We start from the raw sequence: 15,438 nt of genomic DNA on the forward strand, positions 1-15,438 counted from the left end.
TTATTTAATATTTAAAGTATAAGGCATTCTTGTTTGCACTCCTTTTTGCTCCATGGCTTTTCTTATTTCTTTCAATACAGTATGTGCTTCTGAACCAATTTCTTTAGCAATAATATTTTCTTTATTTAAGAGATTTGCATTACCAAAATCTTCCATTAATTTTTCTATTCCAGTTTTATATTTCGGGAATTTTTTAATTCCGAATTCTTCTACATAAGCCAAGCTTGCAGCTTCAGCAATAGCATCATCTAAAGTGCCTAGCTCATCTACCAACCCTATACGTTTAGCATCTACACCACTCCAAACCCTACCTTGAGCAATACTATCTGCCTGCTCCATAGAAATTCCTCTACCCTCAGAAACTTTTTCTAGGAACGTAATATACGTAGTTTCTATTCCTTCTTGCACTTCTTCCCTAAAACTTTCGGTCATAGGTTCAAAAACAGAATAACCAATAGAATTTTTATTTGTACCTACCTGTTCTGCGTTTATACCAATATCAGCCGCCAGTTCATTTACATTGGGCACCGTACCAAAAACACCAATAGAACCTGTTATGGTTGTTGGTTCGGCATATATTCTATCTGCACCAGCTGCAATATAATACCCTCCAGAGGCTGCAACATTACCCATAGAAACTACTACTGGCTTTACTTCTTTAGCTAACACCACTTCTCTCCAAATAATATCAGATGTTAAAGCACTTCCTCCAGGTGAGTTTACTCTAAGTACAATCGCCTTTACTTTTTCATCATCCCTTGCTTTGATTATAGCTTCATTAATTATCCCCTGACCAATAATCTCATTACTCCCCTCTCCGTACATTATTTCTCCTTGGGCGTAGATGATTGCAATTTTATCTTTTCCTTTATACCATCTTTTAGAACTTGCATTTCTACTATAATCTTCTAGAGACAAAAGATTCAATTCTTCATCTAACTCTAAGCCAATAGCTCTTTTTAGTTTAGTCTCATATTCATCAAAATACGCTACACCATCAATTAACCCAGACGCTTTCGCATACTTAGGTGTTCTGCCTCCTAACGTATCAGCAACTATATTAATATTATCCATAGACATATTTCTACTCGTAGCTATATCTTCTACGACAGAACTCCAAACAGAACCTATTAACTCTTTAATCTGAGTTCTATTAGCATCACTCATTTCATTATTTAAGTACGGCTCTACAGCGCTTTTATATTTTCCATGGCGAATAACCTCCATCTTAACACCCGTTTTCTCTTGCAACTCTTTATAAAACAAAACCTCCGTAGAAAGACCTTTAAAATCTAATATCCCAACAGGGTTTAGAAAAACAGAATCGGACACGCTAGCCAAATAATAATCTTTTTGCATATAAAAATCCCCATAGGAATAAACAAACTTCCCATCCGCTTTAAAATCCTCTAAAGCTTTTCTCAAGGACTGCGTCTGTGCCCAACCCGACATTAAAAAATTATTATTAATACTTATTCCTTTTATTTTATCATCCTTTTTTGCTATTCTAATAGCATGCAAAATTTCATCTAACCCCTGAGATTTTTGAAACAAAGGACCAAAAGGATTCCCCTCATCACTACCAACATAGTCACTTATTGGTTGTTGTAATTGAATTTCTAAAATAGAATTTTGTTTAACTTCAACAACATCCTCTCCGCTACCCAATAAAGCGGCAAAAACAAAAAACATTACAAAAATTATCCCGATTGCAATGATACATCCAAGAATTGCTGCTAAAAGGTTTCTTAAAAAATTCATTAAATAAGCTGTTAATATTAGCTCCCAAAGATAACCAATTGAAATTGTTTTGTTTATTTTGCCCTAAGATTATGAATAAAACTACGAACGCTTACATTTCTATAGGAAGTAACTTAGGAAAAAGACTCCACACCATTCAACAGGCCATTTTTTTAATTCAAAAAAATATTGGCAAAGTTACAAATTGCTCACAGGTTTATGAATGCCCAGCCTGGGGGTTTATTGGCGAAAATTTTTTAAACGCCTGTATTCTTGTACAAACCACTCTCTCTCCCAACCACTTGTTAGAAGAACTATTAAAGATAGAGAAAGAACTAGGACGAGAAAGGTCTCAACAAAACGGATACCAATCAAGAACCATTGATTTAGATATTGTGTATTATGGCATATCTGAAATAAAAAATAGAGAATTAACCATTCCGCATCCCAAATTACAAGATCGTTTATTTGTTTTACGTCCTTTGGCAGATATCGCTCCGCAATTTTACCATCCGATATTACAAAAAGATACTAGAAACCTCATTCAAGAATGCAGAGATAAAAGCTCTTTGACAAAAACCAGCTATACTCTTTTTTGCAATCGTAAGGACTTATTTTCTAGAACACAGTTTATTTCTATTGAAGGAAATATTGGAGCTGGAAAAACTTCTCTAGCAACTAAAATATCGGAAGATTTTAATGCAAAATTAGTTTTAGAACGTTTTGCGGAAAACCCTTTTTTACCAAATTTTTATAAAGACCAATCTAGATACGCTTTTCCTTTAGAAATGTCTTTTTTAGCTGATAGATACCAACAATTTTCAGATGATACCTCGCAATTTGACCTTTTTAAAAGTTTTATGGTAAGTGATTACGATATTTTTAAATCCCTCATTTTCGCCAAAGTAACCTTACAAAAAGACGAATACGAGCTTTATAAGAAAATATTTAATTTTATGTATAAAGAGGTTAAGAAACCGCAAATATATGTGTATCTCTACCAAACTACAGAACGCCTTTTAGAAAACATTAAAAAACGCGGAAGAGACTACGAACAGAACATACAAACGGATTATCTAGAAAAAATAAATCGCGGTTATTTCGATTTTCTTAAGGGGTATCCTAAAGAAAATAGTTTGGTAATTGATGTTAGCGAATTGGACTTTGTATCTAACAAAAAGGACTATGATGCTATTATTGAAAAAATACAAAACCTAGCCATTGAACAATTAAATTAACATAATTTTGGCAATTTTCTTGCACACTACAAATCAATTTACGTAATTGCAGAAGCATTTATGCAACTAACTAACTCAAACTTTACCCTTGAACCCAACTTTAGGTTGGGTTTTTTGTTGCTTGTATTTTAGAACATACATCCCATATTACTATACCAGCACTTACTGCTATATTTAAAGAATGTTTGGTTCCGAATTGCGGAATTTCAATAACCCCAGAGCACACATCAACTACTTCTTGAGATACTCCTTTTACTTCGTTTCCAAAAATCAAAACATATTTCTCATTAGGTTTTACTTTAAAATCTTGAAGCATTGTGGCATTTTCTGCTTGCTCAATAGCTAAGCTAGTATACCCATCCGCATTAAGATTCTGAATTACATCTAATGTATTTTCTTTATACTCCCAAGCTACACTTTCTGTTGCTCCAAGTGCGGTTTTATTAATATCTTTATTTGGCGGAGTTGCAGTAATACCACAAAGGTATATTTTCTCAATTAAAAAAGCATCAGAGGTTCTAAAAACAGAACCAATATTATTTAAGCTCCTTATATTATCTAAAACAACAACAACTGGGGTTTTATTAGCATTCTTAAACCCTTCTATATCTAAGCGGTCTAACTCTTCATTCTTTAGTTTTCGCATCTATTTGTATTAATAAAACATCAAAATAAAAATACTTTGAAATTCTTTTTTTAAGTTATCCTGAAATATCAACAATAATATAAATTCTTCAAGGAAAATACTATTTTCGTTTGGTTACAAAAATACTTTAAAAAACACCAATTGGCAGCTAAAGAAAAAACAAAAAAGGTCACTCCTTTAATGCAACAGTATAACACTATTAAAGCAAAGTATCCAGATGCTTTGTTACTTTTTAGAGTTGGCGATTTTTATGAAACCTTTGGCGAAGATGCTATAAAGGCCTCCAAAATATTAGGTATTACATTAACACACAGAAACAATGGTGGTGAAAAAACAGAGTTGGCCGGATTTCCTCATCATTCTGTAAACACTTATTTGCCAAAACTTGTAAAAGCTGGTCAGAGAGTTGCTATTTGCGACCAATTAGAAGATCCTAAACAAACAAAAACTATAGTTAAAAGAGGAGTTACCGAATTAGTAACGCCGGGAGTTGCTTTAAATGATGATATTCTAAATGCAAAAAGCAACAACTTTTTATGTGCGGTTCATTTTGGCAGGAAAAAGCTTGGTGTAGCTTTTGTTGATATTTCTACCGGGGAATTTTTAACATCGGAAGGTACCGAAGAGCAAATTGATAAGCTTTTACAAAATTTTGCTCCTAATGAAATACTAATATCAAAAGCTCATAAAAAAGAATTTTTAGAAGTATTTGGAACTCAATTTCATACTTTTTTCATGGAAGACTGGGCCTTTCAAGAAGATTACACCCATGAAATACTAACTAATCACTTTAAAACTAACACCTTAAAAGGTTTTGGAGTAGACCACCTTGTTAATGGAATTATTGCTTCTGGGGTAGTTTTACATTATTTATCAGATACACAGCACAACCAACTACAACATATTAATAAATTACAGCGTATTGCAGAAGATGAATATATTTGGATGGATAGGTTTACTATTAAAAACCTAGAGCTTTACCATTCTCATAATATAAATGCGGTTACTTTATTAGATGTTATAGACAGAACCATTTCGCCTATGGGAGGAAGAATGATAAAACGTTGGCTTGCGCTTCCTCTGAAAAATTTAGAACGCATACAAAAAAGACATGCTGTTATTACCTATTTATCTGAACAAGAGGATGACTTGGATAAATTGCAACATTGGATTAAACAGATGGGCGATTTGGAACGCTTAATATCCAAAGTTTCCACGGGAAAAGTAAACCCTAGAGAAATTATTCAATTAAAAAATTCTTTAGAAGCTATTGTTCCCTTAAAACAACTTGCTAAAAATTCTAAGAACGAAGCGTTAAATCTTATCGGAGACCAATTGCATGAGTGCGATTTATTACGCAGCAAAATAAAAGAAATGCTTAGTGAAGAAGCTCCTGTAAATATTCTAAAAGGAAATGCAATTGCCAAAGGATATTCCGCGGAGTTAGATGAACTTAGAGGACTTGCTTTTTCTGGCAAAGAATATTTAGACAATATGCTTGCTAGAGAAACAGAACGTACCGGAATTAGTTCCTTAAAAATAGCATCGAATAACGTATTTGGCTATTATATAGAGGTCCGTAATACGCATAAAGATAAAGTTCCTGAAGAATGGATTCGAAAACAAACTCTAGTTAGCGCAGAGCGCTACATTACCGAAGAGCTAAAGGAGTATGAAGGAAAAATATTAGGCGCTGAAGAACGTATCTTAACCTTGGAACAACAGCTCTTTTCGCAACTTATCGTTTGGATGCAAGAATACATTCCTCCTGTACAAAATAATGCACAATTAATAGCCCAATTAGATTGTCTTTGCGGTTTTACTCAACTAGCCAAAGAGAATCAATATGTTCTACCCATAATTAACGATACTACGGATTTATCAATAACTAATGGTAGGCATCCAGTTATAGAAAAACAATTACCTCTAGGCGAAACCTATATTGCCAATGATGTTCATTTAGACCGAACAGGGCAACAGATAATAATGATTACCGGACCTAATATGAGTGGTAAATCTGCTATATTAAGACAAACAGCCTTAATTGTATTATTAGCACAAATGGGCAGCTTTGTCCCAGCTGAATCTGCTACCATAGGTTTAGTAGATAAAATATTTACTCGCGTAGGGGCTAGCGATAATATTTCTATGGGAGAGTCTACTTTTATGGTAGAAATGAATGAAACTGCCTCTATTCTAAACAACCTTTCTGAACGCAGCTTAGTGTTATTAGATGAAATTGGCCGCGGCACAAGTACTTATGATGGTATTTCTATAGCTTGGGCTATTTCGGAATATTTACATGAACACCCAGCGAAAGCAAAAACGTTATTCGCTACGCATTACCATGAATTAAATGAAATGTGTACTACTTTTGAAAGAATAAAAAATTACAATGTCTCCGTAAAGGAACTAAAAGATAACGTTCTTTTTTTACGTAAACTTACTCCTGGAGGAAGTGAGCATAGTTTTGGAATACATGTTGCAAAAATGGCGGGAATGCCGCAACAAGTAATTCACAAGGCGAATAAAATTTTAAAAAAGTTAGAAAAATCACATTCCAGCGAAGAACTTACAGATAAACTGCAATCCGCTCAAGATGAAATGCAATTGAGTTTTTTTAATTTAGATGACCCGTTATTGGAACAAATAAAAGAGGAAATCACTCATTTAGACATAGATACGTTAACACCTGTGGAAGCCTTAATGAAACTAAATGAGATAAAGCGACTACTTGTAAAAAAGAAGAAAGCATCTTCGTAAAAAAAAATCTATTTTTTTCTTAAAAATTACTTTGCAATTTATATAATTATCTTAAATTTGCACCCGCATCTGGAAACAGATACTCGTTCATAAACATAATGCGAAAGTAGCTCAGGGGTAGAGCATCACCTTGCCAAGGTGGAGGTCGAGGGTTCGAATCCCTTTTTTCGCTCAGTATAATATACCAATTGGCTGTTATTTTTAACAGTACAGGCTCGAGTGGTGGAATTGGTAGACACGTTGGACTTAAAATCCAATGGACATTAGTCCGTATGGGTTCAAGTCCCATCTCGAGTACTAAAACCCTTGTTAATCTTATGATTTTCAAGGGTTTTTTATTTTATATAATTTCAGTCAATCTATAAATCTAAAGTTAGCGATTAGCTGTTTTTAAAATTCATTTATTACTACTATCCAAGCTAGGGCTATACTCGTATGTATCCTTATTCTTATATTCTTGTATTTTTTGATATTCTTTCTGGATTTTATCACCATGTTCCAAGGATAAATTACACTCAAAACGCACAAAATGATAATTAGGATAAAATGCATGACCTACCCCCCAGCTTAAGCCTTGTCCTGGCTTAACATCTACATCAATGAAATTTCCGGATTTATAAGCTCCACCTCCCATAGGTATATTCAAACCTTGAATAACAGGATAAAAATTTATGCCATCTTCAGAGAATAGAATACTATTTCTCTCCGGTCCCTCAGGTAAAGTAGCACATACCCCGTTACGATAAGACCAAACCATACCTCCATGACCTCCCATTAGTACAGGATTGTATTTTGATTTAACATACGGCCCTTCTGGATGGTTAGCTATGGCCACCCCAGTTATCAGAGGCATATCGGCATGTTCTTTATTAAATTCACCTGGAGATATGTTAGGAATCCAAGGCAATCGACCATGACTTTTATAGTATAAAAAATATTGACCACCCTTAACAAAAAAAGTAGGTTCATGTATAACTTCTCCATCCCAGGCATCTTGCACTCCTGGTTTTAATATTGGCTTGTCTAATGACTTCCAAGGACCGGTAGGCGAATCTGCCACTGCTAACCCAATGACGTTGGGCGAAAAATCACCTGCAGTAGGAAAGATTTTCGCCCAACGAGCATGCTTTAAACTTTCAGCCGCTTGATAGGCTAAGTAATACTTACCATTTGCAAGTAACACATCAGGGTTAAAAGCACTGCGATGATCGTAACGCCCTACCTTACCCCGTTGAATAGCAATTCCTTGTTCTTCCCACTTATAACCATCTTTCGAAGTAGCATACCATACATCACATAAATCCCAATGAAAAGCTCTTGATGAATCCGTAGCTTTATTTGGTCCTACTACTTCTGTATTAGACATAGGCTTGGAATACCACATATAATAGGTGCCATCCACTTTTATTACACTTGACGGATAGTAGCGTTCCTCCCCTTTTTCGAATCCAAATCCTTCCAATTTTTCAAATTTAAATTGGGTATTAAACTCATTATATTTTTCATAACGAATTTTACCTTTCCTAAAACGCTTATAGGATTCGCTTTGGTACGTATTTAAATTTTCCTTAGATACTTTTTCAGGACCCTCATTTTGCGCTAAAACGTTTGCTCCCAAACTAAAAAAAGTGATTAGCAAAAATATATTTCTTATTAACGTCTGCATATTAAATTATTTTGATTTAGTTATTTTAAATGTTCTTTTCCGGTTTTTTTAATCCTATTCAACAAAAACTAAATTTAATAAAAAATGTCATTAAATATAACACTGCCATTTGTTTATATACTAAGACGGGTATTCTGAATTAGTTTTGGCAAAATTTGCTTTAAAGAATTTAATGTAAATACTATTGGATTGTTTACTTATTAAGGATTATTATTATCATTTATGGCACTAATTTTTTCTTGGTTGCTATATTGAATTATCTTTTCGCCATTATAAATTTAGCCCAATTTTCCTAGCTAAAACGACATTTTAAGCCAGTTGAAAAGTGAAATGAAACTACATACACTACTTAGCCATCATCACTCATTGCTATCACTGATAATTACTTTATGGTCTTAACAATATTTATGTTCGAAGTTACTTTGGTTAATATATCTTCATTAGATTTAGCTCAAGAAATAAAGAATAATAAGGAAGCAAATACTTAGGATTAATTTCTTCTTCAAGTTTTTTTTTAAATATATGTACTATTATTTCCTAAGCCCAAGTGGTAAATAAAACAAAAAGGTTTACACCTCTTCTATAAATTCCAAAATATCACCTGGTTGGCAATCCAATGCTTTACAAATAGCTTCAAGTGTACTAAAACGTACGGCTTTTGCTTTCCCTGTTTTTAGGATAGATAAATTAGACAAAGTAACCTCCACTTTTTCAGAGAGTTCATTTAAAGACATTTTTCGCTTTGCCATCATGACATCTAGAGTAACTCTTATTGGCATAATTTAAATTGTTAATTCATTTTCAGATTGTAAGTCAGTTCCTTTTTTAAAAATCAAAGATATAATGTAAATTATAGCTCCAAGAAATAAAAACTGCCCTACAGGTAGTTGATATGGATCAGTTACTAGAGTTAGCAAATCTATTTTATAAAGCCACATTGCATATATATTTGTAATTAATGACAAAACACCAATAGATAGTGCTGTGTAACTAATCTTCATTAATGATTTAGAAGTATTTACATTAAAAGGATTATTAAGATTAAGCTTTGTTAAGATTCTAATTACCAAGTAAGTCAAGTAGGTTTTTGCGGCAGAAACTATAACAATTAAAATATCTATAATTCTATGATTCCAATCTCTACTTAATTCTAAAACCTCAGGCGATTTTATTAAAAATTCTCTTGAAATTGTTAAAGAACATAAAATATTATTATAAATGCCTGCACATGTCCTAAGACCTAAAATGATAAAAATTATCCAAAACAATAACTTCATTAATTGTAGAATTCTGTCTGTATTCATTTTTTTTCTTTTTAATTATGATGCTAATGTATGATAAATTTATCGATAAACAATAAAAATATATTTATAAACAATTAAATTTTGTTTAAAATTCTGTTTACAAAAGGTTTATACTTAATATCATAAAGAAATACAAGGAAGCTAAACTCTTTTGTTTAATACCAAAAAGTTGTGTTTTTTTACCTATCCAACTTTTAACCTCTTTTTAAAAATTAGTTGTGTGTCATTGGAAGAAAAAAATATATAAAACATGAAAAATCATAAATATTGGGGAAAAGTTGAAGAAGACTGGGCAGGATTTTCTTCAGAAATTATGTTTGATTCAGAATACTTCGACAATAAAGAAATTACAATATTTCTTGGAAGTGAATTTGATGATGATGGAGAAGAAATTGAAATCATCCCAAATAAAAGTGAGTTAGACGATTTTGAAAATACCTATAAAAAGTTTCTAAGTAGCTTGGATGAAATTATAGAGAAAATAAAGAATAAGACATTTGAACGCTACCTTAAATTATACGCACATTATTATGAAAATGAAGAAAAATCAGGCGAAAAACCTTTGGGAATATCAACTAAGGAGAAACACTTTGAATCTTTAAAGGATTTAAATTATATAAGAATCTTAGAAAATGGAAATATTAAAATACTCATCCATTATAAGCTTGACACAGAACACGGAATTGAAATAAGGTTAGAAAACAACGAAGTAATTGATATTGGTGGAATAGCAGAAACCTAAGTAATAACGCCACACAATACGGTGTATAAAACATAGCTAATAAATGCTAAACCAAAAGGTTTGTGTATATTTAGAAAGTCCGCCAAATTTTTAATTTGGCTTTTAAAAAGAGAAAAATTAAAAACAAAATATAAAAATTCGGCTCTGTGTTAATCCGAAAGGTTAGTGCCTTTTTGCACGCTACGTTTCATACACAAGTCCGATTCCTTTCTTTTAAAATCTAGTAATTCTTGTATCTACAATTACTCCATTTATTTTTCAGGAATAGTTTTATATACAATTCTTTTTAATCTTTTACGAACAAAAAAAAACATCCGATAGCAACTAAAACATCAGATTCTTAGCATAAATTTTTAGTGAAACTGCCTTTTACTATTACATAAATTATCTATACCTTTCTTTTAGTAGTCCTATAACCTTAACTATTTACTATCTTTAAAGTTGAACTCATCTACATGAAAAAATTTTTATTTCGTAGTATTATAGTATTAATTGCTCTACCAAGTCTTGCTTTAATATTAAGTAATTTTATAATCAACCGTTCTACTAAAAACAGAACATTTAATACTACTCTCGAAATTCCTAAAAACAAAGTAGGTCTTGTCTTAGGTACATCCAAAAGGCTTGTTAGCGGAGCTCCGAATCCTTACTATACAAATCGCATTAGAGCAACTATAGCTCTTTACAACGCAAAAAAAATAGAATTTGTTTTAGTAAGTGGCGATAACGGAAGCATCTATTATAATGAACCCAATAGTTTTAAAAAAGACTTAATTAAAGGAGGCATTCCTTCTGAAAAAATATTTTTAGATTACGCTGGCTTTCGAACTCTAGATTCTATGGTAAGAGCAAAGGTTATTTTTGGTTTAGATTCCGTTACCATAATATCTCAAGAGTTTCATAACGAAAGAGCTATTTATATTGCTCAAAAAAAAGAATTGAAAGCCATTGGATTTAATGCTAAAGATATTGAAGGAAAAAATGGATTTAAAGTACACTTTAGAGAATACTTCGCTCGAGTTAAAGTCTTTATAGATTTACTTTTTAATACACAACCCAAGTTCTTCGGAGATAAAATTCTAATACAATAAACCCTGTAAGGTTTGAAAATTGTTTAATTTTAAAAGAAATAAAACTATTTTGGCATCTACTTTTAAAAAACTTCTTGACAATATTGGCCCGGGCTTACTATTTGCCAGCATGGCTATAGGAACCTCTCATTTAGTCATGTCTACAAAAGCTGGTGCTCAATACGGTGCGATAATGATATTACCGATTATAATTGCCAATGTATTAAAATACCCTTTTTTCGAATTTGGAGTTCGCTATACTAATGCAACCAACAAAACCCTAATAGAAGGATATTTAAGCAGAGGCAAAGGGTATCTATGGTTTTACGCCATTATTACTCTGGTGAGCACCTTTACTATCTTAGCTGCCCTATACATTGTTACATCTGGCTTATTTATAAATTTATTTAATATTTCCGAAATCTCTATCCCTATAATTGCTTTATGTTTATTTTCTTTGATTAGCTTATTGTTAATTATTGGGAAATATTCTTTTTTAGAAAAATCTTTAAAATATGTAATAACCATTTTACTTTTTGCTGTACTCATCACCACCGTACTTGTAATTTTTAAAGGGCAAGTAGTCCAAGTACAAAACTTTAAAACTCCGCCTATTTTTAATGAAGCCGGAATTCTATTTTTAATTGGACTAATGGGCTGGATGCCAACTACAGTAGAAGCATCTAGTTGGATAAGTCTGTGGAGTAAAGAAAAATGGATAACTCAAGGAAACAAACCTAGTCTTAAGGAGAGCTTGAGAGAGTTTAATATAGGTTACCTTATAACTTCTATATTAGCTCTATTCTTTTTAATTATCGGGTGGCTTACACTTTATGGCACAAATACTATTTTGAGCAATAGCTCTGTTACCTTTGCCCATCAGGTGGTTACTTTATTTACAATTCATATTGGCGAATGGGCTTATATTTTTATTTCTGTTGCTGCGTTTGCCACCATGTTTAGCACTTGTATGACTGCACATGATGCTATTGCACGTGTAAGTGTTGATATTCTACAATTACTCCACCCGAAAATTAAGAAACAAAATTCTAAAAAGCTATTTACTATAGGGGTACTTATTCTTGCTTTGCTAAACTTTATTGTTATTGCTTCTTTTGGAGCTAACATGGCTCAATTAGTTGCCCTAGCTACTTTTGTTTCTTTTGTAGTAGCACCTATAATAGGCTTTATGAACTTAAAAAACGTACTAAGTCCCGAATTAAATAAAAACCAGAAGCCAAAAAGTGGTCTTCAAATTTTATCTTACCTCGGCATTATTTTCTTGTCTTTATTTTCCGTCTACTATTTTTGGATTGTTATTTTCTAATAAAAATCAACTCCGTTTCTATAAAGAATTAGTCACAATAATTAAGCTTCTTTCGTTTTGTTTGTGTAAAAAATCTAAACAGTAAGCTCCATTAACACATCTATTTATAATTTTCTCTTCTCCATATCCCAAAGCCCCTACAATATTAGATACTGAAGCTCCTTTTTGCAATAAATATATTTTAATTGCATCTGCTCTTTTTTGAGAGAGTTTTTTATTTGTGGTATCCCAGCCTTTACTACTGGTATGAGATTCAATTTTTAATTGTAATTGAGGAAAGTTCTGTATTGCCTTTATAACTTTATCTAGCTCCTTTGCTATTAAAGGCGTTACAACACTTTTTCCTTTATCAAAATAAAATTTATTTAATTTAATAACCGTTTTTTCCTCTTTCTCTTCCACCAAGTCATTTAACGCAACTATTCCCATATTTAATGGGGCTTTTTGAGCTTCAGCCATTCCCTCTTCATTAAAAGTAACCGAAAACGAAGAATGCCCTTCTTTTGTCGCTATAACAGACACTTGACTCAACCACGGTAACTCAAAACTATAATCCCCATCTTCATTGGTATATATTTCTTTTACAATACGCCCCTTGGAGTCTGTAAGTTCTACTTTAGCTTTATTAATTCCTAGTCTATTTTTTAAGCTTATAACTCTCCCTTTTATAGCGAACGTCTTTAAGCCAATTTCTCTAGATACATTAAAACTATACAAATCGTCATCCCCCACCCCTCCTTTTCTATTCGAAGAGAAATATCCTATTAATCCGTTTCCACTATCTTTTACTATAAAACCAAAATCATCCTGAGCAGAATTTATACCGCTTCCTAAATTTACTGGAATACTATATCCACCAGCTACCTTTAAATTAGTTTTATAAACATCCATGCCTCCAAAACCATAAAAAATATCCGAAGAATAATACAAACTACCATTATGAATATAAGGTGCTATTTCATTAGCTGGTGTATTAATTTTTGGTCCCAAATTTATAGGTGCAGACATTATTTGTCCATTATTTGTTTGTACATAATATAAATCTGTACCACCGTAACTATCCTCAAAATTTGCAGAAAAATAAAATCGATTATTAGTTTCATCAAAAAATGGATAATAAAAGGAAGTACTTAAATCTTTTAACAAATAACTAAAAACATTGTTTTTATCCATTGAGCCAATTGCCAGAGCATTTTTCCCATTTTCGTCAAAAGCCATATCCCCTCCATTGGTATTAGAACGGATATAAAATAGTCTTTCATATTTTTCAACATAAAATGGTGTTGCTTCATGAAAATCAAATTCTGGTATCCCTGTAAATGAGTTAGGATTAACTGGCTCTCCTCCATTTCCTAATTTAGCAACATAAATATCTAGATACTCATTTTTAGAAGACTTATTACCTTTTTTATACGCCGTCTTTCGATTACTACTAAAGAGAATTTTATCTTTATAAAAAGCCGGTGAAAAATCTGCATCAGTACTATTTATTGTAAGATTCTTAATATGAAAATTATCTATATCTTGTTTGTTTGATAAAATCTCTTTATTAAACTTATAATTTTCTAACAATTCTCTGGATAACAAATGCGACTTGGATTCTAAAAAAGCATCTACTCTAATTTTTTCTCCATTTTTAGACAAACTTTGCAACATTTTATTAAACCTATGTGTAGATAAAATAGTGTCATTTGTTTTATTTACATTTATATAGGACAAAGCAGCATTTTTATAATCTTTTATTTTAAAATAACTATCTGCTAAATTTAATTCTTGCTCAATAGAAAGGGGCCATTTCTTTTTTTCTTTTACGTACTCTTGTATCGCCTTTTGATATTTATATTCATAGAAATATAAATCTCCTTTAGACTTTATGTTTTGCCCAAAAGTGAAGCTTCCAAATAAAATTAATACTATTATAGCTATTTTAAATCTCATATCTCTCTTTTACTTTAGAAAAATCTTGGCGTATCTATTTGCTTTGGTTTTTCCTTACCAATTTGTTTTTCCACATTACCTCGTTTTTTTGATCTACCTAAGGAGAATTTAAAAATTACCTCATGAGACCCGCCATTATACTCTCCTAACAAGTTTGTACTATAATCATAAGAATAACCAATGTACATATTCTTTGATACCTGAAAACCTGCTAAACCACTAAAAGCACTATCCACTCTATAGGACACACCTGCAGTAAAAGCCTCTTTAATTAAGAAATTGGCAGACACATTAATATTCACTGGAGCTCCTTTTAAAGAGTTTATTAAAAAAGCAGGTTTAAACTTTAGTCCATCCGATAAGTTAAATACGTAACCTCCAATAAAATTAAATTGAATCTTATCTTCCACAATGGTAGCTACATCTTCATTATATATCCCATCTGTTAAGAAGTTAGGAGCAGATGCTCCAATATACCACTGATTACCATACATAAACAGACCTGCACCAACTGTAGGGTAAAATTTGCTCACTGTTTCTCTATCCAAAATTGGTTCGCCGGGGTTTTCGAATGTTCCTTTTGCAAAGTCAAGATTTAAGAATGATCCCCCTGCATCAATACCAAAAGAAAGTTTTGTTTCATCTGTCACCTTTACTTGAAAAGAATATGCTAAATCTATGTAAGTCTGCGTCAATGGTCCTATTTGGTCATTTACTATATTAAAACCCAAACCATTTTTTTTATTTAGCATAGGAAAATTCAACCCCAACCGAATAGTTCTAGGTGCTCCGTCTATATCAATCCATTGTGCTCTATAGGCTGCACTTATTTCTGGGCCCTCCACAGTACCAACGTAGGCAGGATTAAATCCTCCAATATTATACATATACTGGGTGTATTGTGGCTCTTTTTGAGCTTGAATTGTAGTAGCCCCAACGAAGCTCACAAACAGCGCAAAAATAACTCCTTTATAAGACTGTTTCTTTATATTAAAATTCATACA

At 32.2% G+C, this 15,438-nt stretch carries 12 protein-coding genes and 2 tRNA genes; 7 read left to right on the top strand and 7 right to left on the bottom strand.

Annotated features, from left to right (window positions below; translation table 11 throughout):
- A complete protein-coding gene (sppA, locus tag Q0856_RS01990) occupies positions 1–1,761 on the bottom strand; it encodes a signal peptide peptidase SppA (protein ID WP_298473520.1) in 1,761 nt (586 codons plus the stop codon).
- Between the two features lie 71 nt (positions 1,762–1,832).
- Here sppA and folK point away from each other — a divergent pair, with 71 nt between their 5' ends.
- Positions 1,833–2,978 carry a 2-amino-4-hydroxy-6-hydroxymethyldihydropteridine diphosphokinase gene (folK, locus tag Q0856_RS01995; protein WP_298502117.1) on the top strand — a complete coding sequence of 382 codons (1,146 nt, stop codon included), beginning with the start codon at positions 1,833–1,835 and terminating at the stop codon, positions 2,976–2,978.
- 100 nt (positions 2,979–3,078) lie between these two features.
- Here the strand turns inward: folK and Q0856_RS02000 are convergent, their stop codons facing one another.
- The gene (locus Q0856_RS02000) at positions 3,079–3,624 is read right to left on the bottom strand and encodes an RNA methyltransferase (protein ID WP_298473527.1); all 546 of its coding nucleotides are present in this window, start codon (positions 3,622–3,624) and stop codon (positions 3,079–3,081) included.
- A 180-nt stretch (positions 3,625–3,804) separates the two neighbouring features.
- Between Q0856_RS02000 and mutS the strand changes: the two genes are divergently transcribed.
- The 3 genes from mutS (at position 3,805) to Q0856_RS02015 (ending at position 6,684) form a co-directional block, all read left to right on the top strand.
- The gene (gene mutS, locus Q0856_RS02005; protein ID WP_298503030.1) at positions 3,805–6,387 is read left to right on the top strand and encodes a DNA mismatch repair protein MutS; all 2,583 of its coding nucleotides are present in this window, start codon (positions 3,805–3,807) and stop codon (positions 6,385–6,387) included.
- Between the two features lie 100 nt (positions 6,388–6,487).
- Positions 6,488–6,559: transfer RNA gene (locus tag Q0856_RS02010), tRNA-Gly, on the top strand.
- A gap of 41 nt (positions 6,560–6,600) precedes the next feature.
- Positions 6,601–6,684, top strand: a tRNA-Leu gene (locus Q0856_RS02015).
- Between the two features lie 100 nt (positions 6,685–6,784).
- Here Q0856_RS02015 and Q0856_RS02020 read toward each other — a convergent pair.
- The 3 genes from Q0856_RS02020 to Q0856_RS02030 all read right to left on the bottom strand — a co-directional run bounded on the left by Q0856_RS02020 (position 6,785) and on the right by Q0856_RS02030 (position 9,357).
- On the bottom strand, positions 6,785–8,053 hold the full coding sequence (locus Q0856_RS02020) for a family 43 glycosylhydrolase (protein WP_298502120.1): 1,269 nt from the start codon (positions 8,051–8,053) through the stop codon (positions 6,785–6,787).
- A 569-nt stretch (positions 8,054–8,622) separates the two neighbouring features.
- On the bottom strand, positions 8,623–8,832 hold the full coding sequence (locus tag Q0856_RS02025) for a helix-turn-helix transcriptional regulator (protein ID WP_298502123.1): 210 nt from the start codon (positions 8,830–8,832) through the stop codon (positions 8,623–8,625).
- 3 nt (positions 8,833–8,835) lie between these two features.
- Complete coding sequence (locus Q0856_RS02030) at positions 8,836–9,357, bottom strand: DUF2975 domain-containing protein (RefSeq protein ID WP_298502125.1); 522 nt, start codon at positions 9,355–9,357, stop codon at positions 8,836–8,838.
- A 250-nt stretch (positions 9,358–9,607) separates the two neighbouring features.
- On the opposite strand from Q0856_RS02030, the gene Q0856_RS02035 reads away from it, so the two are divergent.
- From Q0856_RS02035 to Q0856_RS02045, 3 genes are all read left to right on the top strand, one after another.
- Complete coding sequence (locus tag Q0856_RS02035; protein WP_298502128.1) at positions 9,608–10,099, top strand: hypothetical protein; 492 nt, start codon at positions 9,608–9,610, stop codon at positions 10,097–10,099.
- Between the two features lie 455 nt (positions 10,100–10,554).
- A complete protein-coding gene (locus tag Q0856_RS02040; RefSeq protein ID WP_298473534.1) occupies positions 10,555–11,190 on the top strand; it encodes an ElyC/SanA/YdcF family protein in 636 nt (211 codons plus the stop codon).
- A gap of 49 nt (positions 11,191–11,239) precedes the next feature.
- The gene (locus Q0856_RS02045; protein ID WP_366139582.1) at positions 11,240–12,496 is read left to right on the top strand and encodes a divalent metal cation transporter; all 1,257 of its coding nucleotides are present in this window, start codon (positions 11,240–11,242) and stop codon (positions 12,494–12,496) included.
- A gap of 18 nt (positions 12,497–12,514) precedes the next feature.
- On the opposite strand, the gene Q0856_RS02050 is transcribed toward Q0856_RS02045, so the two are convergent.
- Both Q0856_RS02050 and Q0856_RS02055 read right to left on the bottom strand, forming a co-directional pair.
- Complete coding sequence (locus Q0856_RS02050) at positions 12,515–14,434, bottom strand: OmpA family protein (protein ID WP_298502131.1); 1,920 nt, start codon at positions 14,432–14,434, stop codon at positions 12,515–12,517.
- Positions 14,435–14,448: 14 nt separating this feature from the next.
- On the bottom strand, positions 14,449–15,435 hold the full coding sequence (locus Q0856_RS02055; protein ID WP_298502134.1) for a type IX secretion system membrane protein PorP/SprF: 987 nt from the start codon (positions 15,433–15,435) through the stop codon (positions 14,449–14,451).
- Between the last annotated feature and the right edge of the window lie 3 nt (positions 15,436–15,438).

Source organism: uncultured Maribacter sp., from assembly GCF_947496775.1.
Taxonomy (GTDB): domain Bacteria; phylum Bacteroidota; class Bacteroidia; order Flavobacteriales; family Flavobacteriaceae; genus Maribacter_B.

Coding starts and splice junctions, on each gene's coding strand:
- sppA (WP_298473520.1), bottom strand. CDS start 1,761: ATGAATTTTTTAAGAAACCTTTTAGCAGCAATTCTTGGATGTATCATT.
- folK (WP_298502117.1), top strand. CDS start 1,833: ATGAATAAAACTACGAACGCTTACATTTCTATAGGAAGTAACTTAGGA.
- Q0856_RS02000 (WP_298473527.1), bottom strand. CDS start 3,624: ATGCGAAAACTAAAGAATGAAGAGTTAGACCGCTTAGATATAGAAGGG.
- mutS (WP_298503030.1), top strand. CDS start 3,805: ATGCAACAGTATAACACTATTAAAGCAAAGTATCCAGATGCTTTGTTA.
- Q0856_RS02020 (WP_298502120.1), bottom strand. CDS start 8,053: ATGCAGACGTTAATAAGAAATATATTTTTGCTAATCACTTTTTTTAGT.
- Q0856_RS02025 (WP_298502123.1), bottom strand. CDS start 8,832: ATGCCAATAAGAGTTACTCTAGATGTCATGATGGCAAAGCGAAAAATG.
- Q0856_RS02030 (WP_298502125.1), bottom strand. CDS start 9,357: ATGAATACAGACAGAATTCTACAATTAATGAAGTTATTGTTTTGGATA.
- Q0856_RS02035 (WP_298502128.1), top strand. CDS start 9,608: ATGAAAAATCATAAATATTGGGGAAAAGTTGAAGAAGACTGGGCAGGA.
- Q0856_RS02040 (WP_298473534.1), top strand. CDS start 10,555: ATGAAAAAATTTTTATTTCGTAGTATTATAGTATTAATTGCTCTACCA.
- Q0856_RS02050 (WP_298502131.1), bottom strand. CDS start 14,434: ATGAGATTTAAAATAGCTATAATAGTATTAATTTTATTTGGAAGCTTC.
- Q0856_RS02055 (WP_298502134.1), bottom strand. CDS start 15,435: ATGAATTTTAATATAAAGAAACAGTCTTATAAAGGAGTTATTTTTGCG.